The sequence below is a fragment of the Haloarcula rubripromontorii genome (assembly GCF_001280425.1).
Lineage (GTDB): Archaea > Halobacteriota > Halobacteria > Halobacteriales > Haloarculaceae > Haloarcula > Haloarcula rubripromontorii.
The window spans coordinates 458,895-481,690 of sequence record NZ_LIUF01000004.1 but is presented as its reverse complement, the minus strand read 5'-3'; the positions used below and the strand labels follow the sequence as shown (position 1 = coordinate 481,690).

The 22,796-nt window shown below is 61.9% G+C and carries 19 protein-coding genes; 15 read left to right on the top strand and 4 right to left on the bottom strand.

Features of this window, described 5'->3' with window-relative positions; translation table 11 throughout:
• Positions 1–167 precede the first annotated feature (167 nt).
• The gene (locus AMS69_RS14570; RefSeq protein WP_053968778.1) at positions 168–938 is read right to left on the bottom strand and encodes a hypothetical protein; all 771 of its coding nucleotides are present in this window, start codon (positions 936–938) and stop codon (positions 168–170) included.
• Positions 939–1,044: 106 nt separating this feature from the next.
• Here AMS69_RS14570 and AMS69_RS14565 point away from each other — a divergent pair, with 106 nt between their 5' ends.
• Complete coding sequence (locus tag AMS69_RS14565; protein ID WP_053968777.1) at positions 1,045–1,518, top strand: hypothetical protein; 474 nt, start codon at positions 1,045–1,047, stop codon at positions 1,516–1,518.
• Positions 1,519–1,574: 56 nt separating this feature from the next.
• On the opposite strand, the gene AMS69_RS14560 is transcribed toward AMS69_RS14565, so the two are convergent.
• Positions 1,575–3,410 (bottom strand): bacteriohemerythrin, encoded by a 1,836-nt coding sequence (locus AMS69_RS14560; RefSeq protein WP_053968776.1) that lies wholly within the window; start codon positions 3,408–3,410, stop codon positions 1,575–1,577.
• Positions 3,411–3,512: 102 nt separating this feature from the next.
• On the opposite strand from AMS69_RS14560, the gene AMS69_RS14555 reads away from it, so the two are divergent.
• The 11 genes from AMS69_RS14555 (at position 3,513) to AMS69_RS14505 (ending at position 14,161) form a co-directional block, all read left to right on the top strand.
• Positions 3,513–3,947: a pyridoxamine 5'-phosphate oxidase family protein gene (locus AMS69_RS14555; RefSeq protein ID WP_053968775.1), complete on the top strand. Its 435-nt coding sequence runs from the start codon at positions 3,513–3,515 to the stop codon at positions 3,945–3,947.
• Positions 3,948–4,165: 218 nt separating this feature from the next.
• A complete protein-coding gene (locus AMS69_RS14550) occupies positions 4,166–4,378 on the top strand; it encodes an SHOCT domain-containing protein (protein WP_053968774.1) in 213 nt (70 codons plus the stop codon).
• A 135-nt stretch (positions 4,379–4,513) separates the two neighbouring features.
• Positions 4,514–5,131 (top strand): class I SAM-dependent methyltransferase, encoded by a 618-nt coding sequence (locus AMS69_RS14545; RefSeq protein WP_053968773.1) that lies wholly within the window; start codon positions 4,514–4,516, stop codon positions 5,129–5,131.
• Between the two features lie 124 nt (positions 5,132–5,255).
• Positions 5,256–5,525 (top strand): DUF7571 family protein, encoded by a 270-nt coding sequence (locus AMS69_RS14540; RefSeq protein WP_053968772.1) that lies wholly within the window; start codon positions 5,256–5,258, stop codon positions 5,523–5,525.
• Between the two features lie 303 nt (positions 5,526–5,828).
• The gene (locus AMS69_RS14535) at positions 5,829–6,818 is read left to right on the top strand and encodes a DMT family transporter (protein WP_053968771.1); all 990 of its coding nucleotides are present in this window, start codon (positions 5,829–5,831) and stop codon (positions 6,816–6,818) included.
• 52 nt (positions 6,819–6,870) lie between these two features.
• Positions 6,871–8,331: a carotenoid oxygenase family protein gene (locus AMS69_RS14530; RefSeq protein ID WP_053968770.1), complete on the top strand. Its 1,461-nt coding sequence runs from the start codon at positions 6,871–6,873 to the stop codon at positions 8,329–8,331.
• A 243-nt stretch (positions 8,332–8,574) separates the two neighbouring features.
• A complete protein-coding gene (locus AMS69_RS14525; protein ID WP_053968769.1) occupies positions 8,575–9,555 on the top strand; it encodes an NAD(P)/FAD-dependent oxidoreductase in 981 nt (326 codons plus the stop codon).
• On the top strand, positions 9,555–10,670 hold the full coding sequence (locus tag AMS69_RS14520) for a FecCD family ABC transporter permease (RefSeq protein WP_053968768.1): 1,116 nt from the start codon (positions 9,555–9,557) through the stop codon (positions 10,668–10,670). The genes AMS69_RS14525 and AMS69_RS14520 overlap by 1 nt, the downstream gene beginning before the upstream one ends.
• Positions 10,670–11,602 carry an ABC transporter ATP-binding protein gene (locus tag AMS69_RS14515; protein ID WP_053968767.1) on the top strand — a complete coding sequence of 311 codons (933 nt, stop codon included), beginning with the start codon at positions 10,670–10,672 and terminating at the stop codon, positions 11,600–11,602. Before AMS69_RS14520 ends, AMS69_RS14515 begins: the two co-directional genes overlap by 1 nt.
• 136 nt (positions 11,603–11,738) lie before the next feature.
• Positions 11,739–12,944 (top strand): ABC transporter substrate-binding protein, encoded by a 1,206-nt coding sequence (locus AMS69_RS14510; RefSeq protein ID WP_053968766.1) that lies wholly within the window; start codon positions 11,739–11,741, stop codon positions 12,942–12,944.
• A complete protein-coding gene (locus tag AMS69_RS14505) occupies positions 12,941–14,161 on the top strand; it encodes an ABC transporter substrate-binding protein (protein WP_053968765.1) in 1,221 nt (406 codons plus the stop codon). The genes AMS69_RS14510 and AMS69_RS14505 overlap by 4 nt, the downstream gene beginning before the upstream one ends.
• 449 nt (positions 14,162–14,610) lie before the next feature.
• Here the strand turns inward: AMS69_RS14505 and AMS69_RS14500 are convergent, their stop codons facing one another.
• Positions 14,611–15,651 (bottom strand): zinc-dependent alcohol dehydrogenase family protein, encoded by a 1,041-nt coding sequence (locus tag AMS69_RS14500; RefSeq protein WP_053968764.1) that lies wholly within the window; start codon positions 15,649–15,651, stop codon positions 14,611–14,613.
• Between the two features lie 112 nt (positions 15,652–15,763).
• On the opposite strand from AMS69_RS14500, the gene AMS69_RS14495 reads away from it, so the two are divergent.
• Positions 15,764–16,342 (top strand): NAD(P)/FAD-dependent oxidoreductase, encoded by a 579-nt coding sequence (locus AMS69_RS14495; RefSeq protein WP_053968763.1) that lies wholly within the window; start codon positions 15,764–15,766, stop codon positions 16,340–16,342.
• Between the two features lie 191 nt (positions 16,343–16,533).
• Here AMS69_RS14495 and AMS69_RS14490 read toward each other — a convergent pair whose 3' ends face one another.
• On the bottom strand, positions 16,534–17,274 hold the full coding sequence (locus AMS69_RS14490) for a ThuA domain-containing protein (RefSeq protein WP_053968762.1): 741 nt from the start codon (positions 17,272–17,274) through the stop codon (positions 16,534–16,536).
• A 672-nt stretch (positions 17,275–17,946) separates the two neighbouring features.
• On the opposite strand from AMS69_RS14490, the gene AMS69_RS14485 reads away from it, so the two are divergent.
• Together AMS69_RS14485 and AMS69_RS14480 are read left to right on the top strand one after the other, a co-directional pair.
• Entirely contained in the window at positions 17,947–19,725 is a 1,779-nt protein-coding gene (locus AMS69_RS14485) for an L-lactate permease (protein ID WP_053968761.1), read from the top strand.
• Positions 19,726–19,750: 25 nt separating this feature from the next.
• A complete protein-coding gene (locus AMS69_RS14480; protein WP_053968760.1) occupies positions 19,751–22,795 on the top strand; it encodes an FAD-binding and (Fe-S)-binding domain-containing protein in 3,045 nt (1,014 codons plus the stop codon).
• The last annotated feature ends 1 nt before the right edge of the window (position 22,796 follow it).

Genomic DNA, 22,796 nt, shown 5'->3' with positions numbered 1-22,796 from the left:
TTCTTGCTGGCCGAATAACTACATACCTGGCCAAGAGAGACCGATTAGTACCAAAATGAGCCAAAAATCCTCAGACAATATTATACCCGTAATACCGACAATTAAAAACCAAAATATGGGTAAGGTCTTGCGAACTTTCGCCATACTCTGGGAGAAGACGGTGTGTCTTAGCCTGTTTCGGCTGTCGGACGGGAACATCGCAGGCAAACGACGCTCTCTGCGACCCAGTTCACATCTGTTGAATCACAATGTGGACAGCGGTGGTGGTCGGTGTCGTACTCCGTGGTTCCACGAGGGGTGGCGAGGAAGCCGTCGTTGCTTACCTGCTCGACGAGAGTCGGGAACCGTTGGCGCTTGACGATGGCTCGCTGTGCGAGGAAGCTGCCCGGGTCGTCCGGATCTGCGCCGTGGAGGTCTTCCCAGGGAATAGCGATTTCGCCGTTAGCCGGGCCACGAGCGACATGCTGGATGAGGGTCGCAGCGGCCTCGAACAGCGGCGTTGTCCCCCACGCCTGCGGATTGTCCACAGCACTTCCGGCGTCGTTGTATGCCGCCTCAGCCTCGCGGTATGCCGTCTCGACCCCGTCGAGGCCCCCGACGGCCCGGAAGTCTGCGACGAATTCCTTGAGACAGGCGTGCTGAACCGGGTGTTCAAGCCCGTTGGTCAAATCCTTGGCCACGGCGACGCCCTCGACACCGCGACGGGTGGCGCGCGTATCCTGTCCGGCGACGCGGTAACAGACCGCGCTCGTCGCGAGGTACTGAAGCCCGTCACCGACCCACCCCTTCTCGTCGGCCGCAAATGGTTCGATACCGTCTCGCGGATCCGCAAGAACACGCCAGCCTGCCCGCGTGTACTCGTCGCCGGCGCGCCGGTAGTCCCGGTCAGCGATGGCGTCGACTGCCGCCGCTCGGTGTCCCGCATCCTGTGTGCGCATGCGCAGTTTACGACGTACGGCCTTAGAGGCTTTCGCACCCAACAAATCGGTACCGCTGTCGGCCCGAACCGTCAGACAGAATACGGGTCCGTCCTCTCAATAGTACATGGAGTCGGTCCCTCTCGTCACGGCGGTTACGGTGTCACTCCGGTTTGTTATCGGCGTGGCCGCAGGTGTCGTCGCGACGGCTGTGATGGATCTGGTAATGGCCAGACTGCCGGAAGGCGAAACACCACCGTTCATTGCCGCTGGCGTATTGACCGATAGCGCCCCGAAGAACGCCCCTGAGCGGCTCGCGAGCGTCGTCCATTACATTGCCGGCTGGCTGACTGGCCCGCTGTTCGTCTGGGTACTTTTCACCAGTGAAGGGCTGCTGGGTGGGCCATCGATAGTCGCAGCGGTCCTCGCTGCCGCTGTCCTCTACACGCTGATGGTCGGCTTTTTTGTCTTCGTCGTGCTCCCACGTTCCCGCCTGCCATCGGCCCGAATCGCAGACATCCGACGCGACTGGGCGATTTCGGCGGCCGGATACCTACTCGTTCTTGTGCCTCTTGTCGCGCTCGGGTTTCGGCTCGTCTGACCCGGTGTGACCGCGGCACCGCTCGATTGCACTGTCCTCGGCTTCACGGGCCGCCCTCACTCACCGAGCGAAAGCGTGCCATCCGGTCCCACTTCACCGACTTCGCCGGTGTGGTACCAGTTGTCGAGGAGCGTCTGCGCGCCGGTCTGATCGTCGTGAAGGAACCCGCCAAGGACGGTGGGGCCTCGGACCAGTAGCTCTCTGTTTTCGGAGACGGCGATTTCAATGCCCGGCATCGGGTCCCCAATCGACCCTTCGACGTAGGAGTTTGCCGAGTTCAGTGCGCCCACACCGGTTGTGCCGACGGAGCCGTATAGCTCGCATATCGGAACGCCCAGCCCCCGGAAGAAGTACAGCAGATGATCGTCGAGCCGGCCCGTCCCTGAGAGCGCGTAAGTGAGGTTCGATAACCCCGCTTCTTGTCGGAGCGGCTTGTAGACGAGGCGATTGGCGGCTCTGTATTTCAGCGGCGTCCCACGTCCCTCGACGATACCCTCTCCGTAGGACGCCACTCGACCGCCGACCTTCCGTTTCATCCAGCCCATGTCGCCGAGACGGTCCTGAACGGTTCCGTAGAGCTGCTGGTACATCTTCGGGACACCGACGAGCACATCCGGCTCAACAGCCGCGAGCTGGTCGACGAACTCATCGGCCCCGAGGTAGGCGACGGCGCTCCCGGTCGCCCAGAGGTAGTACGTCGAGACGCGCTGATAGATATGTGCAAGCGGGAGCGAACACGTTCCGGTGGCGTCGGGGCCTGTGGGAAGCGCCTCTCGGAGGCTCTCTGCGGCCGCCAGCAGATTTCGGTGTGTCAGCGCGCAGCCGGCCTTCTCCGCAGGGGATGCCACGTCGAACGCGACTGTCGCAACCTCGTCACCGTCCGTCTGTAGGCCGGGAAGCACTCTCGCTTCCTCGGTCGGTACGTCCTCGAAAGCAAGCACGGTTTCGACGGCCAGCGCGAGGTCTTCGGTCACGTCCCCCGCTGCTACGAGTCCGGTTGCGCCGGTCCGTTCGATAATCTGGGCTGCCCGGTCATCGCTCGCAGACGGGTAGAGCGCGACCGGGACCAGTCCGGCGAAGTGACAGGCTAAGTCGAGGACGGACCACTCGTACTGGGACTGTGCCCTGATTGCCAGTCGGTCCCCCGGACGTAGGTCCGTCGAGAGGAGGCCGCCAGCGACTGCTTTCGCCCGCTCGGCCAGCTCCTCGAAACTCCGCTCGACGAACTCGCCGTCATCCCGGACGAGCGCCGCGGTCCGATCCCCGTGCTCCGAAACGACAGCTTCGAACCAGGCCGCTACTGACCCCTCCGGGACCGAAAGCGAGCCCCCGTCGTAGATATCGCTGTCGAGGCGAACGCCGGCGTCCTCGCTCTGGCGATCAACTGGGACCGGGTCTTCTGATGCCGTCCGGTCATGATAGAGCTGCCCCGGTTCGTACTCGTAGTCGTCGCTGACTTCGTTCTGGAAGTAGTCCGCGTAGTTCTGGTCTTCGTCCCCGGCAGCGATGTGTGCATCGAGCCAGTCCCGGGCGACCGTCAGGACTTCCATCGTGACGTACTCCCCGTTTTCGTGTTTCTCGCGGAGTTCGCGTACTTTGTCGGCGAACTCCTCGTGCATTTCACGGTGGTTGTAGAAACAGTCGCTGCAGTCCATGGCGTAGCCACAGTTCTGCATGAACTCCTCTTCGTCACCGAAATGGTACTCCGTGTAGCGTTCCAGTTCCCGGAGAATGTCACCGACCTCTTCCTCCGAGTGGCCTTCGTTCATCGCCGTGTGGAGGTCGTTCAGTAGCCCGAACAGGCGCTTGTGCTGCTCGTCGAACCGCTCGATATTGGTGCTGTACCGTTCTTCGTCCCACTCGGCGAACGCCCCCGTCGAGTCTGTGCCCATACCTGTTCTGTTACCTATTATTTGAAAAGGAACTCTCACGTTCCCACCGAGTGAAAATGCGGTCTAATTCCCAAGTAGTTGCCAGATAGCGTTGTATTCGGGATGCAAGAACTAAGTGACGACGCGGTCGTCGATGTCCTCACCGACAACGGAATCGGCGTGCTGGCACTGTCAAGTCCAACAGGGACGGCCCCGTATCCGATCCCGGTGGCGTTCGGCTACGATCCAGCGACGGATAGCCTGGCGTTTCACCTGTCAGAGAGTGACGATAGCCAGAAACACCAGTATCTGAGCGCAGACGCCACAGTCGGGTTCACGGTATACGAGGAAACCGAACCTAAATCGGTGTGGCGGAGCGTCGTGGTCACGGGTGAACTGGCGGAGGCGACGTACGACGAGGTAGAGCCGGCCCTTGCCTCGCTGGCCAGCAACACACAGTTCGCCCCGAACCCAGTTAGCTGGGACGACACATCGACGACGACGCCGTACGAACTTCGAATCGACGACTGGTACGGACGGGAATTCCGAGTCGGGTGAACCGGTGACACGACCCACTGATACCACTGGCTCCAAACCCACCTTCAGCACTCCATTCACAGCCACTCGCCCCGCTCTGTATTCTCAGTCTGTGGGAACCAGCGCACGTGGTTATACCGTGAGATTCGTATCTACAAACAGAGGTGTCCCAGATGCTACCGGTAACAACTGCACTACTCCAGCACGGACCGATGGGGCCCCATGGTGGGGGAATGGGTATGGGCATGACTCCGGGCGGTTGGTGGCTGCTGTTCGCAGTATTCATCATCACTGCTATCGCGGTCGGTGCTTTGCTGTACGTACAGCTTCGGAGGGAAGCGACCGTCGAGCCGGATTCACTGGAGACGCTCAAACAACAGTACGCATCGGGCGAGATTGACGAGACTGAGCTTGAAACACGGGCTGACCGATTGCTCCAGTACGAGTCATAGGCCGTCACCGGCAGTTTAACCTGCTCTCAGTCCGGTTGGATCGTCACCTGTACCACAGTAAACGGTTGCTAGCGCCCACCGACTGTCCGCCACGCACTTCGTGGTACATTTATTCCGCAACGGTGAACAGTAGGTATGGACCCGGACGACGTTCGCAACGACTGGGCCTCCCGTTCCGGGAAGTTCTCGCCGGCGTACTACGCTGAACTCGGACCGAACGAGGTGAGTGAGACGCTGGTCAATGTACTCGACCACTACGTCCACGACGACGCCCGGATCATCGAACTGGGCTGTGGCTCGGGTCGCCATCTGGCGCACCTGCAGACCAACGGATACGGGAATCTCCTCGGCATCGACATCAACGACGAATCCTTCGACGTAATGGCTGAGCACTACCCTCGACTCGCAGAGTCGGGGACGTTCCACACCGGTGCCCTCGAAGACATCGTCACCGAGTTCGAGGACGACGCCTTCGATGTCGTGTACTCGGTCGAAACGCTCCAGCACATCCACCCCGATGACGCATGGGTGTTCGAAGAGGTCGCCCGTATCGCCGGGGACCTCCTCATCATCGCCGAAAACGAGGGGAACAGCCCCGAACGTGGACGCGAAGACACTGCGGTGAGTTACGTCGACGACGAGTTCCCGCTGTATCACCGCAACTGGAAGCAGGTGTTTTCGGAACTCGGGTTCGCGCAGCTAATCCGTGAACCCACGTCCCGGGACACCATTCGCGTGTTCCGTGCGCCGTAGCCCTTCTCGTAGCTGTCACTTCTCGGTGATGCCGTTCTTGAATAGCCATCCGTCGATAACTTCACAATCGATAACCGGGCAGCAACTATTTGTGTCGTGGTATCATGCGTCAAGTTGGATCGCTATGCAACTGTGCCAAAACTGTCAGGCGACTATCGACGAGTACCTCTTGGACAAACAACTCGAACCCCTGCGAGACCTCACAGTCGACGACTTCAATCTCTGTTCGGATTGCGTGACTGTCGTCGCAGACGCCTGTGTGGAGTGCGACGGCGCGGTGTACGTTCCCAGGTCCAAATCCGCGGTTCCTGACTGCTGCCCCGCGTGCCGGTCTGAGTACATCGACAAGACCGGGAGCGACCCGGGCTGGCATTTCGACACGATGTCCAGCTGACCACGGCCATCGTTAGCTGCTGACCCGGGTGCGAGCCTGGGACTGCCGACGTGGGTATCATCCTCGCTTTTGCTGTTACTGACAGCGTACTGAGAGACTGTCTGGTGACCAAATAGGCACTCCGTGTTCCGGAGCCGAGAATAACGATACGTCTCGGTACAAGTAGTCGCGATAGTACTGCGGATACTCACTGTTTTCGGGAATTTCTGAACAGCAGAGAGGCCCGTAGAAGCCGTGTGTGTGCGTCACAGTGGCGATAGAAGCTTCATACACCTCCAGCACATACGAATGGTCTCTACCGGAATGACACACTCGACACGATATATCGGCTTGCTGTTTGCTGCGCTCGCACTCATCTGGGGACTCTCATTTGTGGCGATCAAGACTGGTCTCGAAAGCGTCCCGCCGGTGTTGCTGGCAGCTGTTCGACACGACATCGCTGCAGTCGTCCTGCTTGGCTACGCCCTCTGGCGAGGGCGGTCATTGCGCCCACAGACTCGCGATGACTGGTCGCTGATTTTCATCGGCGGCACCGTCCTCATCGGGGCACACTTCGCGCTCCTGTTTCTCGGCCAGCAGTACGTCCCGAGTTCCTTCGGCGCAATCCTGCTCAGTCTCACGCCGGTGGTGACGCCGGCGTTCGCATCGACGTTGATACCGAGCTACAGGGCTCGACCACACGAACTCATCGGCACCGTCTGTGGGTTCATCGGTGTGGTCATCATTGCGAACCCCACACCGGGAGCGGTCGGCGGTCGGCCGCTCGGTGTCGCCCTGCTCATCAGTTCGGCTGTCGCCTTCGCTGTCGGCGCAGTCCTGACCGAGCGCTACACCAGTTCGCTCCCGCTCGTGAGCCTGCAGGCCTGGATGACGCTGCTCGGGGCAGGCATCCTGCACGCTGTCAGCGCAGGGTTGCCCTCGGAGCGACTCGGAACCGTCACGGTTGGCCTCGAACAGATAGCCGCAATCGCGTATCTCGGCATCGTCGCCAGCGCAATCGGCTTCCTCCTTTACTTCCGCCTGATCAGCACAGTTGGGGCCGCTGAAACCAGCCTGGTGTCCTACGTGGTTCCGGCAGTGACGGCCATCAGCGGCTGGCTCCTGCTCGGGGAGACACTCGGCCCGGTAACCGTCGCCGGCTTCGCCGTCATCGTGGTCGGCTTCGCGTGGGTGAAAGCCGACGTGCTTCGGTCGTTACGCCGTCGCCGGACGGACTCGCCATCGTATCGATCGTATGGGCCACGAGACGATTGCGTCGTCGTCAGCGGGAACGCGTACACGACCCGCGAGTGATGCCCCTGAGCAGGGGCGTCAGGCCTTAGCCGCTGCCACCCCATGTAACGGTATGGCTTCTCACCCCGGGTTCCACTCCCTGTATGATGAGGCGGCGGCATCCATCTCCGTGACCGGTGACCTCCCTGACTGGCTCCGTGGCAGTCTCATCCGGAACGGACCCGGCGCGTTCTCTCTCCCGAACGGTAGCAGTGTCGACCACTGGTTCGACGGCTTCGCGATGCTGTACCGATTTACCTTCGATCCTGACACCGACACTGTTCACTACCGGAACCGCTTCCTCCGGACAGACGCGTACAAGGCGGCGACGAGTGGCGAGTTCGAGGGCGGCTTTGCGACCGGCGAGACGACGCTTCGCTCGCGGCTGGCGACGTTCCTGACCGACCCGTACGACAACACGAATATCATCGCCGAGCGGTTCGGTGGCGAGTACCTCGCACTGACTGAATCGCCCCGGAAGGTGCGGTTCGACCCGAACACGCTCGAAACGACGGGTCACCTCGAACACGACGACGACGTGCCGACAGGACAACTCTCCTGTGCCCATGTTAAGCGCGACCCGATGAGCGGCGTCCTCGTCAACGTCGATACGGCGTTCGGACGGACAAGCCAGTACCACGTCACCGCAATGTCGCCCGACGGGACCCGGCGACACGTCGGGAGCGTCGACACCGACCGGCCGGCGTACATGCACAGTTTCGCGCTTACGCCCCGATACGTCGTCTTGACGGAGTTCCCGCTTCGACTCGACCCGCGACGGTTTCTCAAGCCCGGCCGGCAAGCCCCCTTCATCGAGCAGTTCGAGTGGGACCCCGACCGCGGGACCCGGATCGTTATCATGGACCGGACTACCGGGACGGTCGTGGCCGAGCCGGTTATCGACGCCGTATTTGGCTTTCACCACATCAACGCGTTCGAACGAGCCGGCGGCAGGGAACTCGTGTTCGATCTCGAAACAGTCCCCGACGCGACAACTATCGACTCTCTGTATCTGGACGCCCTTCGTGCGGGCGAGATGGGCGCTATCGTCGGCCGCATCGAGCGGTTCATCGTCGACCTCGGTACCGGGAGCGGGGTGACCCGCTACGGCCCTGCCGATGTGACGGTGTCGCGAGAGATGTTGTACCCGGACGGCAGCGCGCTGCCGACCGTCTCACCGTCGCGCTGGTGTCGCCCGCACCGCTACGTGTACGCGATGGGGATGGACACCCCCGTTACTGAGTGGGCCCGTCGCGTGCTGAAACTCGACACGAACACTGGTGCTGTCGAGACGTTTGACGACGGAGGGGACTACTTCGGCGAGCCGGTGTTTGTCCCCGCACCCGACGACGACGCCGAAGATGACGGCGTTGTGCTGGTCGTTGCGCTGGACGCGGACGACGACCAGTCCCGGTTACTCGTCCTTGACGGTCAGACGTTTGCGGAGCGCGCCAGAGCGTCGCTCCCCCACGCAGCTCCGTTTGATTTCCACGGCCGATACTTCCCCGAGCTTCGGGTGGCGACCGGCAACTAACGCTGCTGGCGCTTTGCCCGCTGGCAGTTCGTCAGTCGAGAAAGAGTCCTATTGAGCGACCAGCCCGGAGTCCCCCTCTGGTAGAAATTGTGACTGGCACACATGATATTCGGCCTGCCTAAAATTCGAAAACGCTTTATCCATTTAGGCTGCCCTAAACAGTATGTTGAATGCACTGATCGACACCGCTGAACTGCCACGCCGGCTGTCGATATCACGGATATCGAACGGAGCGTCGTGAACATGGTGAGAGTGGGGAACCAGTCGGAGACGACGCTCGACCACGACGTCACCATCGTCGGGGGCGGTCCGGCCGGCTGTTCGGCGGGCGTGTTCACGGCCAGAGCGGGCCTCGATACGGTACTCTACGACCGCGGCCGCTCGTCGCTCAAGCGCTGCGCCCACCTCGAAAACTACCTCGGTTTCCCGGCCGGTATCGACATCGAGACGCTGTACGACCGCATTCAGGACCACGCTGCGGCCGCTGGCTGTACCGTCGTCTCCGAACTGGTCGAATCGCTCGACAGAACCGATGACGGGGATGGATTCGTCGTTGAGACGCAGGATGGAGAGACGGCCACGACTCGCCGTGTCATCGCGGCGACCCGCTACGACGGCGAGTACATGCGTGGCCTCGACGACGACGCGGCGATGTTCGAGACGTACGAACACGACGGCGAGGAACGCGAAACCTTCGACCGTGAGTATGCCAACGCGGACGGCACGACACCGGTTCCGGGTCTCTACGTTGCGTCACCGTCCGACGAAGCGGATATGCAGGCGATCATTGCGGCCGGCCGGGGCGCGCGGGTCGCCCGCCGGGTAATCGCGGATGTGAGAATAGATGACGGCTGGTGGGAGACTGTCGCTGACGGCGTGGACTGGGTCCGTCGCGAGGCCGAGCTAGACGACGAATGGACTGAGCGAGCAACCTGGGTCGACTATTTCGACGACCGATACGCCGAGGATGCCCCCGTTGCGCCGGATTCGGATCAGTTCCAGCGGGTCCGTGAGGCGGTCATCGACGAACGGCGGTCGTCGTATATCACGTCCGATGAGATAGCTGCCCGGACAGAAACAGGGCAGGAAACACTGGCTGGATACCTAGACCCCGCAGCGGTCGTTTCGGGGCTAGATCAGACTGCTGTTCTCGATGCGATGGACGATGAAACAATCCGGGACTACCTCACTGCGAGCGACGGACGGACGGAGGTGAGCGAGTAATGTCCAGCGAGACACAGGGCGCTACCGATGCACGGTCGCAAGCCAGATCCTGGCTCGCCACTCTCGATGGGTCCCTGTTCGGGCTGTGTGTCGCAAGCGTTGCTGTCGCCTTTGGAGCTGGGCTGCTTCAGGTGAGCTTCGGGGCGTATTCGATGACGATTCTTCAGGCGTGGCAGGCCGTGTTCGATCCGAAGGTGTGGTTCAGTGTGCAGGCATGGCAGTCGTTTTTCCTCGGGGCCGAACTCCCCGAACTACCGAAACGGACGCTCATCGTCTGGAACATCCGGATGCCGCGGGTAATCGTCGCAGTGCTTACGGGGATGTGTCTCGCCGTCTCCGGAGCGATATTCCAGGCCGTGACGCGAAACGAACTGGCAAGTCCGTTCGTGCTGGGCGTGAGTTCCGGGGCGGGGCTCACTGTCCTGCTAACCCTCGTTCTGTTCAGTAGTCTCGCACCGTTCCTCCCGCTGTTTGCTGCGGTCGGTGGCTCCATCGCGTTCCTGCTCGTGTACATGATTGCGTGGAAGGGCGGCACGAGCCCGGTCAGACTGGTCCTTGCCGGTGTCATCGTCAACATGGTGTTTACCTCCCTCCAGCGGGGGCTGTTCTTCTTCGCCGACGATCTGGGCGTGGTCCAGTCAGCACTGGCCTGGATTACTGGCTCGCTTACTGGCGTCGGCTGGGAGGAGTTCCGCATCGCTACCATCCCGACGCTGGCCGCGACGCTACTCGCGCTGGCCGGGGCGCGCCAACTGAACCTCCTCCTGCTCGGTGAGGAGACCGCAAGCTCGCTCGGGATGAGTGTCGAGCGGGTCCGGTTCATGCTGTCCGCGGTCGCCATTCTGGCGGCCAGTACGGCGATCTCCGTCGCTGGCATCATCGGGTTCTTCGGCCTCGTAGTGCCACACATCGTCCGACTTATCGTCGGGAGCGACTACCGCCGGCTCCTCATCGGCTGCGTGTTCGTCGGGCCGGCGCTGATGGTCGTCGCAGATGTCGGTGCGCGGCTGGCCCTGAACCCCGCGCAGGTGCCGGTCGGCGTCGTCACCGGCGTCGTCGGCGGCCCGTACTTCCTCTACCTGATGCGGCGACAGGAACAGATGGGTGAGATCTAATGTCACAGAACAATTCGAACTCGGACGGTATCGCCTCGACCAACGACACTGCTGCTGGGTCCCAGTCAGGCCGCTGGGACAGGCCGCTGGTCGGCGACGACGTGGTACTTTCGTATTCCAGTGCGGATGACCCGGTCATTGACGGCGAGTCGATTTCCGCTGAACCGGGGGCCGTGACAGCGCTCGTCGGCCCGAACGGGTCGGGCAAGAGCACGCTGCTGAAAGGTCTCGCAAATCAGCTCGAACCCGACGCGGGGTCGGTACTGCTCGACGGGCAAGACATCCAGACGCTTGAGACCAAAGCGATTGCCCGAAAACTAGGCCTGCTTTCTCAGGAGAGTACGTCGCCAAACAGTATCTCTGTCGAGGATCTGGTGTTTCACGGTCGCTACCCACACCGCGGGTTCTTCGACAGTGTCACAGAAGAGGACGAGGCTGCCGTCGAGCGGGCGATAGATCTGGCCGGCTGTGGACACATCCGTGAGCGTGAAGTCGGCAGCCTCAGTGGCGGCCAGAAACAGCTCGCCTGGATCGCGATGGTCCTTGCACAGGACACCGACGTGCTGTTACTCGATGAGCCGACGACGTTCCTCGACCTGCACCACCAGCTCGAGGTGATGGAGATAATCGAAACGCTCCGGGACGAGAGCGATATCACCATCGTGGTCGTCCTGCACGACATCGAGCAGGCGGCTCGGCTCGCCGACCGGATGGTCGCACTCAAAGACGGCGAGATACAGGCACGGGGACGACCCGAGGATGTCGTCACCGAGCAACTACTTGCGGACGTTTTCGAGATTGAAGCAGAGGTCTCGGCCACGGCACACGGTCCACGCGTGAATCCAATCCGCGCTCGCCACGACGGCGACGAACACACTGCTGGTGACGATTCTGCCGAACCGGACCGCGCTGAGGAGGTCGTTGCGGAGTAGCCGCATCGGACCACCACGAAATCGAGCTCTGTCCGACGGATTCCTGACACGGACGCCGGAGTCAGCGGTTGATACCGGAGTGTCTTGGGTCGGTGAACCGGAACACATATATAACTTTTAGGCTAGCCTAAAAACGATGGCTGGCGACGCTACAGACGCCGAGGCACTGACGCGGAGAGAGTACGTGAAGTACGGGGGAGCGGTTCTCAGCGGCGGGCTGCTTGCAGGCTGCACCAGTGACGCCGAGCAGGGAGCCACAGAAACGGCATCCGGAGCGGAGACGGACACCCCCACTGGGGATGGTTCGTACTCTGTATCGATGTCGCCGATGGGAACGGTGACCTTCGACTCGCCACCGGAGACCGTCTTTACGCGGCTCACACACCATGCCGACATGGCATTCGCGCTGGGGCGTGGGGATACCGTCACGGCAATGCACGCTCCCGAGTACTACAGCGGGCTCTGGAACCAGTTCGTCGACCGACTTCCGGGGGTGTCGCTGGACTGGACTGGGCTGTACTCCTCGTGGAAGCCGAGCAAGGAGAAACTGTACGAACTGGACAGCGATATCCATCTGGCAGACCCGGCCTGGATCGCCAAACAGGACAACTGGGATCGGGAGGACTTCGAGGAGATCGCCACTAACGTCTCACCCTGGTTCGGCAACTCACTGAGTGACCGGCACGCTGACCCTCCGTCCGGATGGGCGGACTACGAGTACTACACCCTCTGGGAGCAGTTTGAACGCGTGGCCGAGGCGTTTCAGGAACAGGCCCGCTACGAGGCGCTGGCGGCGATTCATGACGAGATGCGCTCGACTATCGACGCGAACCTGCCGCCCGAGGCTGAGCGCCCGTCGGCAGTGATGCTCGCCGCGGCTGACCTCGACGAAATCTACGCCTACACGCTTGACAACCCCGGATTCCTGACCGCGCATACCCGTCCATTCGGGCCACGGGACGCCTTCGAGGGGTCGGTCGAGACGAACTCCGTAGTCGACTTCGAGACCCTACTTGATGCCGACCCGGATGTAATCTTGTATCTCGGTGGGTTCGAACCGAGTACGAGCCTTCCGGAGCGACGGGAAGCGTTCAAATCCGACCCGGTCGGGTCGGAAATCACGGCCGTACAGAACGACCGGATTTACCCACAGGGGGCGAGATATCAGGGCCCGATACTGCATCTCTTCCAGTTGGAGATGACCGCAAAGCAACTGTATCCAGAGCAGTTCGGCGAGTGGCCGACCTACACTTCGGGGCCGTATCCTGAGATTCCGCCCGAGGAACAGCTGTTCGACCGACAGCGAGTGGCAGACATCATCAACGGAGCATTTGAAGCATGAGTGACAACGACACGACAACAGACGCACGGACGCGCAGATCCTATCTGAAATACGGCGGGGCAGTTATCAGTGGTGGGCTGCTCGCCGGCTGTACCGGCGATGCCGACTCACAGTCGACGCCGGAATCGACAGGCAGTGACGCGTCGACAGTCACTGCAACCCCCGACGCGACGACGACACCGACTGCAGCGGACTCATACACGGTGTCGATGGAGCCGATGGGCGAGGTCCAGTTCGACTCGGCTCCTGAGCGGTGGATGGCCTACTTCAGCACCTACGGGGACATGGCTATCGCGCTGGGGCAACTTGAGGGCCTTGCGGGGCTGCTGTTTACTGAGAACTGGCCCATGGCGTTCTTCGACGCCATCCCGAACGTCGACGTGACGTTCGATGATATTCCACAACTGATGCGCGAGGGGAGTCTCGGCAAAGAGGCGTTCTACGAGATCGACGCTGACGTCCACCTGTTCGACCCGAACTTCGTCCGGGTGCTTGACGACACCTGGTCCGATGCGGACTCCACTGAGGTCAGAACCAAAATCGGCCCGATCATCGGGAACAGCATCCGACGACGGAACGACGACTGGCACGATTACCGGTACTACTCGCTGTACGAAGCCTTCGACCGAATCGCCGACGTGTTTCAGGAACGCGAACGCTACGCGGCGTTTGCTGACCTCCACGATTCGCTACTCACAAAAATCAATAACGGGCTGCCGCCTGAAGGCGAACGGCCGACGGTCGGTCTGCTCTCGATCAACTCCGACTTCGAAGGCGGGTCGTTCTACGCTTATCCCGTCCACGATGGGAACGGGCACAAGCAGTACCGTGACCTGGGGATGCGCGGCGCGTTCGACGATGTTATCGACGGGAGCTACGCCGAGTGGGACTACGAGCAACTTCTGGATGTCGACCCCGATATCCTCCTGTTCCAGTACGGCTTCTCGCACGTTTCGACCGAGGTGTTCGAGGACCGAATGACCACGATGCGCGAAGACCCTCTCGGTCAGCAACTCGCAGCGGTTCAGAACGACCGGCTCTACCGCGGTGGGACTTCGTACCAGGGACCGATTATTAATCTGTTCCAGACGGAAGCCGCCGCCAAACAGTTCTACCCTGAGGCGTTCGGCGAGTGGCACGGCCTTGGTACTACCTCGGACGCGGAGCAACTGTTCGACCGACAACGAGTGGCAGACATCATCAACGGGGAAATCTAACCGCTCTCTGCCACACTCTCCGAACCGGCTTGAGTGGCTGTATTGAGGTCTGTAGCCGTATATGTGGATGAATGGTCTACTACTATAGCAATCCTTGCAAATATATATGGTCTATAAGGGTATAGTGGTCCCTTTGTCCAGAAAGAATTTATACTACCATGCCATCAGTCCACATATGTTAGTACACGAAGGGAACACGCATTCCTACACCACTGGCTCCGACCGATACTGCCGTCATTGCAACGACGTTGCGCTGGCGTATGACCCGTCGGCTGACCGCCCGCGCTGTCGCTCGTGCGGCAAGCTCGTCTAGCTGCGTCTATAGATATCAGGTAACTCGCCACAGGAACAGCACCGGTCGTACCGAAGCTTCGGCCGTATGAACTGTCTAGAACTGGGCGGATAACATCTAGCTGCGGTTCGCATAACTGTCCGTCACCACAGACCGACTACAGCTTGACGAGAACCTTGATCGCCTCGCGTTCATCCATCGCCCGATACCCGTCAGGAACGCCGTCGAGATCGACCGTTTTCGTGAAGATCGGTGACGGGTCAAGCGTGCCCTGCAACACATCGGCCAGCAGGTCGTCGGCGTAGGCACGAACCGGTGCGATACCGCCGTTGAGTCCGATATTATCGCCGAACAGCGAAAACATATCTAACCCGGAGTCATCGAGACCGTGCGGGACACCGACGTAGCCGACGGTCCCGCCCGGGCGACAGACATCGATGGCAGTCTCCATTGCTGAAGCCGCACCGACACATTCGAGGACGTGGTTTGCACCGCCGTTGGTCAGGTCGTCCGCGGCGTCCACGGCCTCTTGGCCGCGAGCGGCGATAGTCTCTGTCGCACCGAACGACTCGGCGAGTTCGAGGCGGTCCTCGTGGTGGCCCATCGCAATGATGCGTTCTGCACCGAGGCGGCGTGCCGCCAGAACCCCGCACAGTCCGACGGCACCGTCACCGACAACAATACAGGTGTCCCCTTCACTGACACCGGCGCTCACCGCCGCGTGGTGGCCGGTTCCCATGACATCTGTCAGCGGCAGAATCGCTTCCAGCGTGTCCTCGTCGTCGGCGTGACGGTCGGGAACGCGGACCAGCGTCCCGTCGGCTTCCGGGGCTCGGACGTACTCACCCTGACCGCCGCCGTTGTCGCCGCCCCACGAATCGCCGTTGACACAGGACGTATGCAGGCCCTTCCGGCAGAACTCACACCGGCCACAGCTGATGACGAACGGGGCGAACACCCGGTCGCCGGGTTCGACTGAGCGAACGTCGTCCCCGACCTCCTCGACGATACCCATCGGTTCGTGGCCCACGCGGGACCCCTCTTCGCGGTCGCTCTGGCCGCGATAGAACCACAGGTCGGAGCCACAGACAGCGGTGTGGGTCACACGTACAATCGCGTCAGTTGGCGATTCAATCTCGGGTCGGGGAACCTCTTCAACGGTAATCTCACCGGGGCCACGATAGATGGCTGCGCGCATGGGGTTGCTTCGGGTCGGCTGTGCAAAACCGTTCTCATACCGTGTACCAAATCCGACTGGCAGTATTCTTGGATGAAAACAATTACCAGCGATGGAATATAATTGCAGGAACATGACCGATGTCATTGTCGTCGGCGGCGGCCCCGCCGGCCTGAGTGCGGCACTGTTTGCACAGAAAAACGGACTGGAGACGACGGTCTTCGACACTGACGGGACGTGGATGCACAAAGCACACCTGTTCAACTATCTCGGCGTGGGTTCTCAGGACGGCTCCGCGTTTATGGAAACCGCCCGGTCACAGGTCGATAGCTTCGGCGTTGACCGGAAGCAGGGGACAGAGGTGACTAACGTACAGCAAACTGACACCGGATTCGAGGTCACCACCGAGGACGACACGCAAGAAGCGAACTACCTCGTCCTCGCCACGGGTGCCAACCGCGACCTCGCCGAGTCACTGGGCTGTGACATGACCGACGAGGATACGGTCGACGTAGACGTGACGATGGAGACGAGTGTCGACGACGCCTACGCGACGGGGGGTATGGTCCGAGCCGAGGAGTGGCAGGCCGTCATCTCCGCCGGAGACGGCGCGGCCGCAGCGCTGAATATTCTCACGAAGGAGAAGGGAGAGCACTTCCACGACTTCGATACGCCCGCCGACGCGGACGAGATGTTCGGCCCCGAAGCATAGGCATCGAATCGACCCTCAAGACGGGGATGCAGCTCGATGTAGAGCAGTTCGGAAGTGCTAAACGGTGGCGAGCGAAAACACGGCCCGTGTTTCCACAGTGACCGCATTGGGTCCGTTGCTGTGCGTATACGATGTCATAGAACGCAATCACACATCCATTACACACGATTCAGCTGTACGCGAGGCTGAGATCAGTGGACCGACCGTTCGTCGTTTTCGTCGATGTCTTCGATGGGGTCGGCGTTGCCAAACGACGGTTCCGGTCCGTCCTCGGCCGCAGCCCACTCGCAAGCATTGGCGAGGACCTGCTGGACCGCTTCGTCGTGGTAAATCGGATAGGTCTCGTGGCCCGGCCGGAAGTAGAATATTCGGCCCGCTCCGCGGCGGTAGCAACACCCTGACCGAAACACTTCGCCGCCCTCGAACCATGAATTGAATACGAGCGTGTCCGGCGCGGGGATGTCGAAGCGCTCACCGTACATCTCGGTCTCCGGGAGTTCGATGTATTCGTCGATACCATCAGTGATCGGATGGCCCGGTTCGACGACCCACAATCGCTCGGTTTCAGCGGCTTCGCGCCATTTCAGACTGCAGGTCGTCCCCATCAGCTCGCGGAAAATCTTCGAGTAGTGACCCGAGTGGAGCACGATGAGTCCCATGCCGTCGAGGACCCGCTCTTTCACCCGGGCGACCACCTCGTCGTCGACCTGGTCGTGTGCGGCGTGTCCCCACCAGGTCAGAACGTCCGTTTCTGCCAGTACGTCCTCGGTGAGACCGTGCTCGGGTTCTTGGAGCGTCGCGGTTTCCGTATCGAACCCGCGCTCTTCCAGTGCTGTGGCGATAGCGCCGTGAATCCCGTCGGGGTACAGGTCTGCGACCGCTTCGTGTTCCTGCTCGTGGACGTACTCGTTCCAGACTGTGACGCGCGTCATACCCGTGGTTTCCACCTCCGCCGTAACGGCGTTCGCCAAGCGGCAATCCGTACGACAAGCGAACGCGATACGGTCTCGTCTCAGCGACTGTTCGCTGCGGGACTCTCTACAGCACCGTTGCACACCTCAGATACCGCTCCGTGTAGTTCAGCGCTGCGTGTCCGGTTCGCCCAGCGCGCGCCAGCGCCGCTCGACAGTGGCTATGACGGCCCCGACGCTGCACGCCAATGCGACTCGATCTCCAACCCCTTCCACAGGACCGCGACTGTCGCTCTGAAACCGTCAAATACAGACGACTGTATGGCGTTTCAGCAGGAGTACAGTCGAGTGAAATCCCCGAGTAAAGAACTGCTATACCGGATACACACGAGTGTATCCGATATCGGAGGTTCGTACAAAATAATCCCTGATTTTTGCTGTATCAACCTCTCTCGATCCCGTTTCGACGCTATTCTGGGCAGACTATAATGTAAACGGTAGATAGGTATATATACTCCCTGCTAAACGACGTGACTGATGCATTCCATCAGAAACCGCTGTCTCGGAAGGTTTCGAGCGATAGAGCTGTGGACCGAGGTGGTTCCGAAATGAGTACCCGGGATCGTTTCCCGGGGCGGATAGGCGGTGCAAGTGTCCCCTGTCCGGACGAGCGTCTCTCGGTGGTGAGACTCGATGTCTGAGCACACACTGGTGCTCCTGGCACTGCTGCCGCTGGCGACGATTGCGGTGCTGATGGTCGGGCTGTACCAGCCCGCGACACGCACGATGCCGATTGCGTGGGCGGTGGCGGCTATCGCCGCCTTCGTCGGCTGGCAGATGTCCCCCCGATTCATCGCCGCCGCGTCGATACGCGGTGCGCTGACAGCGACCAGAATTCTCGTTATCGTCTTCGGGGCGATACTCCTCCTGTACACGCTGAAACAGTCCGGTGCGTTCGAGGTGATCAATGCTGGGTTCTCCTCGATTAGCGACGACCGGCGCGTACAGGTCATCCTGCTCGTGTTCCTCATGGGGTCGTTCATCGAGGGAGCAGCCGGCTTCGGGACGCCTGCGGCCATCGTCGGCCCGCTGCTGGTCGGCCTCGGTTTCCCGCCGCTTGCCGCCGTGGTCGTCGCGCTCACGGGGAACATCCTCGCGATCACGTTCGGTGCGGTCGGCACGCCGCTGATAATCGGATTGCGTGACGTGGTCTTCGCAGAGGGGACGGGCGCTGCACAGCAGGTGCTTCAGCAGGGCGGCTACGAGAGCGTCGGCGCATACGTCGCCCAGATAGGCGTCTGGGCTGCGATCATCCACGCTATCGTCGGCATCGCCATTCCCTTTATCGGCGTGGCGATGATGACCCGCTTCTTCGGCGAGGAGCGGTCGATCAAGCCCGCACTCGAAGTCCTGCCGCTGTGTCTCTTCGCGTGGGCTTCCTTCGCAATTCCCTACGTCGCGACTGCGTACTTCCTCGGCCCGACGTTCCCGGGCCTGCTGGGTGCGATGGTCGGACTCCTCGTCGTCACGACGACGCTCCGGGCCGGCTACTTCCTTCCCGACGACGAGTGGGACTTCGGTCCACAGGACCAGTGGCCGGACCACTGGATCGGCAGCATCGAACCCGGAGAGGGTGTCGGCACCACTACGGGCGACAGCCGAGAGGGTACGGTTGCGGCCGACGGCGGCACGGCAACGTTTGAACAATCCCATTCGCAGGACATGTCGCTGGGGATGGCCTGGCTGCCGTACCTCCTCGTGGCTGCGCTGCTCGTCGTGACTCGCGTCGTCGGTCCGATTCAGGAGTTCCTGGCGACCAACGGCGTTCTCATGTGGAACAACATTCTCGGCACGCCGTTCTCAGAGGGCGTCGAGTTGTTCTACCTCCCCGGCAGCCTCTTCGTGCTGGTCGCGGTGATCACCTACGCGCTCCACGGGATGGACACTGACGGTATCAAAGCCTCGTGGAGTGAGGCACTCCGGAACATCGCACCAGCCGTCGTCGCGCTGTGGTTCGCAGTTGCCACGGTCATGATTATGCAACGAACCGGCAGTGCCGTCGTGCTGGAGACCGCGCCGATCAACTCCGGGATGCTCGGCCTGCTGTCGGAGATTACTGCGAGCACGACCGGCCAGATGTTCCCGTTCTTCTCGGGCTTCATCGGTGCGTTCGGCGCGTTCATCGCTGGCTCGAATACGGTCAGCGACATCCTGTTCGGACTGTTCCAGTTCCAGGCCGCCCAGCAGATCGGTGCGCCGACGCAGATCATCGTCGCCGCACAGGCGGTCGGTGGCGCAATCGGTAACCTCATCGCGATTCACAACGTTGTGGCCGCGCTCACCGTGGTCGGCCTCATCGGCGAGGAGGGACGCGTCATCCGCCTCGAACTGATTCCGGTACTGTACTACGGCGTGTTCACGGGCATACTGACGCTCATCCTGGCCTACGTCGTGGCACCGGGCGCGTTCTAACTCGACTACCTTTCCGTTCTCACTCATGGCATACGACTCCCGACCCCCCCAACAGCACGACCCGGCGACAGACCCGAGCGCGAACTACGACTATCAGGGCGACAGCGTCAACCGGCCGGACCTCGTTTCGGCCCTGGAGCGTCGCGTGGACGGCGACGTACGCTTCGACGCGTACACCCGGGAACTGTTCGCGACTGACGCGAGCGCCTACGAACAGCTCCCAATCGGCGTCGTCTCGCCGGTCTCGACCGACGATGTGGTCGCGGTGATGGAGTACTGCGCCGAGGAAGGCATTCCAGTCCTCCCACGGGGCGGCGGGACCAGTCTCGCCGGACAGTCGGTAAACGAGGCGGTCGTCCTCGATTTCAAGCGGCACATGGACGAACCGCTGTCGGTCGACCCGGAGGCCGAACAGGCCCGTGCGCAGGTCGGCATCACCATCGCTCGACTCAACGACCGACTCGAACCCCACGGCCTGAAATTCGCGCCGGACCCCGCGTGGGGCGACAAGAGCGTTCTCGGCGGTGCAATCGGGAACAACACGACCGGCGCGCACTCGCTGAAGTACGGCAAGACCGACGCGTACATCGAGGAATGTGAGGTCGTCCTCGCAGACGGCACTCGAACAACATTCGGCTGGGTCGACATCGATAACCTCGAAGCGCGGGCGGCCGAGGCCGGGCCGGACGCCGATCTCGAAACCCGGATTTACGCCGAAGTCGCCAAGATAATCTCGGAGGACGCCGCCGAAATCGATGCCAGGTATCCCGACCTCAAGCGCAACGTCTCCGGGTACAACCTCGACGAACTGGTCGACAACGCGAGGGAGCGCGGCGAGGTCAACCTCGCCCGACTGCTCGCCGGAAGCGAGGGAACGCTGGCAGTCGTGACGGAGGCGACAGTCTCGCTGGAACCCGTCCCCGAGGCCACCGCCGTCGCCATGCTGACTTACGACGACATTATCTCGGCGATGCGGGACGTGGCCCCGATTCTCGACCACGACCCATCGGCGGTCGAGGTGATGGACGACGTGCTGCTGGACCTCGCCGCAGAGACGCCGGAGTTCGCCGATGTCGTCGGCATGCTTCCCGAAGAAACGGATTCGACGCTGCTCGTCGAGTTCTACGCGGACTCGGCCGAGGACGGCGCTCAGAAGGTCGCTGACCTACTCGCCGACCGGCTCCCGGGCTACGACGCTAAGGCGTCGCCGAGCGAGGGATCGGGGTCGGTCACCGACGCCCCCGTTCACGCCGTCGACGCGCTGGAGGCGTACGACGCGGATCGGCAGGCCAAGTTCTGGAAGATGCGCAAAGCCGGGCTGCCGATTCTGCTATCGCGAACGGGTGACGACAAGCACTGGCCGTTCGTCGAAGACACGGCGGTCCCGGCCGAGAACCTCCCGGAGTACGTCGCCGATATCCGGGAGCTGTTCGACGAGCACGACACCTTCGCCTCATACTACGCCCATGCCGGCCCCGGCGTGTTGCATATCAGGCCGCTGTTGAACCTGAAATCCGGCGATGGCATCGAGACGATGGAAGCCATCTCCGACGCCATCACGGATCTCGTCGTCCAGTACGACGGGTCAGTGTCGGGGGAACACGGCGACGGTCGCGCCAGAACCCAGTGGAACCGGAAACTGTACGGCGACGACCTCTGGGAAACCTTCCGCGACCTGAAATCGGCGTTCGACCCCGACTGGCGGCTGAACCCGGGCAACATCTGCGGCGACCACGACCCGGCCGAGGACCTCCGGTACGACCCCGACTACGCGTTCGACGCGGGCTTCGAGCCCGCGCTCGACTGGGATAACGAAAACGGGTTCCAGGGGATGGTCGAACTCTGCCACGGGTGTGCGGGCTGTACCGGCCATCAGGAGACCACGGGCGGGGTGATGTGTCCGACCTACCGCGCTGCCGAGGAGGAAATCACCAGTACTCGCGGCCGGGCCAACATGCTCCGGTCGGCGATGGACGGCGACCTCCCCGACGACCCATTCGACGAGGAGTTTGTCACCGAAGTGCTGGACCTCTGTATCGGCTGTAAGGGCTGCAAGAAGGACTGTCCGAGTGGCGTCGACATGGCGAAGCTCAAGGCCGAGGTGGTCCACGAACACCACCAGCGCGAGGGTATCTCGCTCCGGGACCGGCTGTTCGCCAACGTCGAGACGGTACTCTCGGTCGGGAGTGCATTCGCTCCAGTGTCGAACTGGCTGATGGACCTCCCGGGGGCGGGCCGCCTCATGGAGAAAACGGTCGGCATCACGGAAGAGCGTACCCTGCCCGCCTTCCACCGGTCCACGTTCCGGGACTGGTGGGCCGACCGCGGCGGGGCGCTTGTCGCGGCGAGCAGAGCCGACCGGAAGGTGCTGTTGCTCGCCGACCCGTACACGAACTACAGCCACCCTGATGTCGGGAAAGCGGCCGTAGAAGTGCTGGAGGCGGCGGGCGTCCACATCGTCATGCCAGACGACGTGACAGACAGCGGCCGGCCCGCGTTCTCCAAGAGTATGCTGGACCACGCTCGCGAGACGGCACGGGCGAACGTGGACGCCCTCGCGCCGCGAATCCGTGAGGGCTGGGACGTTGTCACTATCGAGCCCTCCGACGCGGTGATGTACCAGGTCGACTACCGGGACCTCCTTTCCGGCGACGACGTCGATGCCGTCGCAGAGAACACGTACGGCGTCTGCGAGTACATCGACACGTACCGGCTTGGGGAGGCTATCTCCTTTAGTGAGGCTGGCGAGTCGCTGGCCTACCACGGCCACTGCCACCAGAAGGCGACGAAGAAGGACCATCACGCCGTGGGCGTCCTCCGGCGGGCCGGCTACGATGTGGACCCGCTCGATTCAGGCTGTTGTGGCATGGCCGGCTCCTTCGGCTACGAGGCCGAACACTATTCGATGAGCGAGGGCATCGCTGATCTCCTGCTGGGACAGATCGCTGACTCGCCCGCCGAGCAGGTTGTCGCCCCCGGCGCGTCCTGTCGGTCTCAGATTGACGATTTCGCCGATGGCGACGCGGAACCGCCACATCCAATCGAGATGGTCGCAGCGGCGATACGGTAAC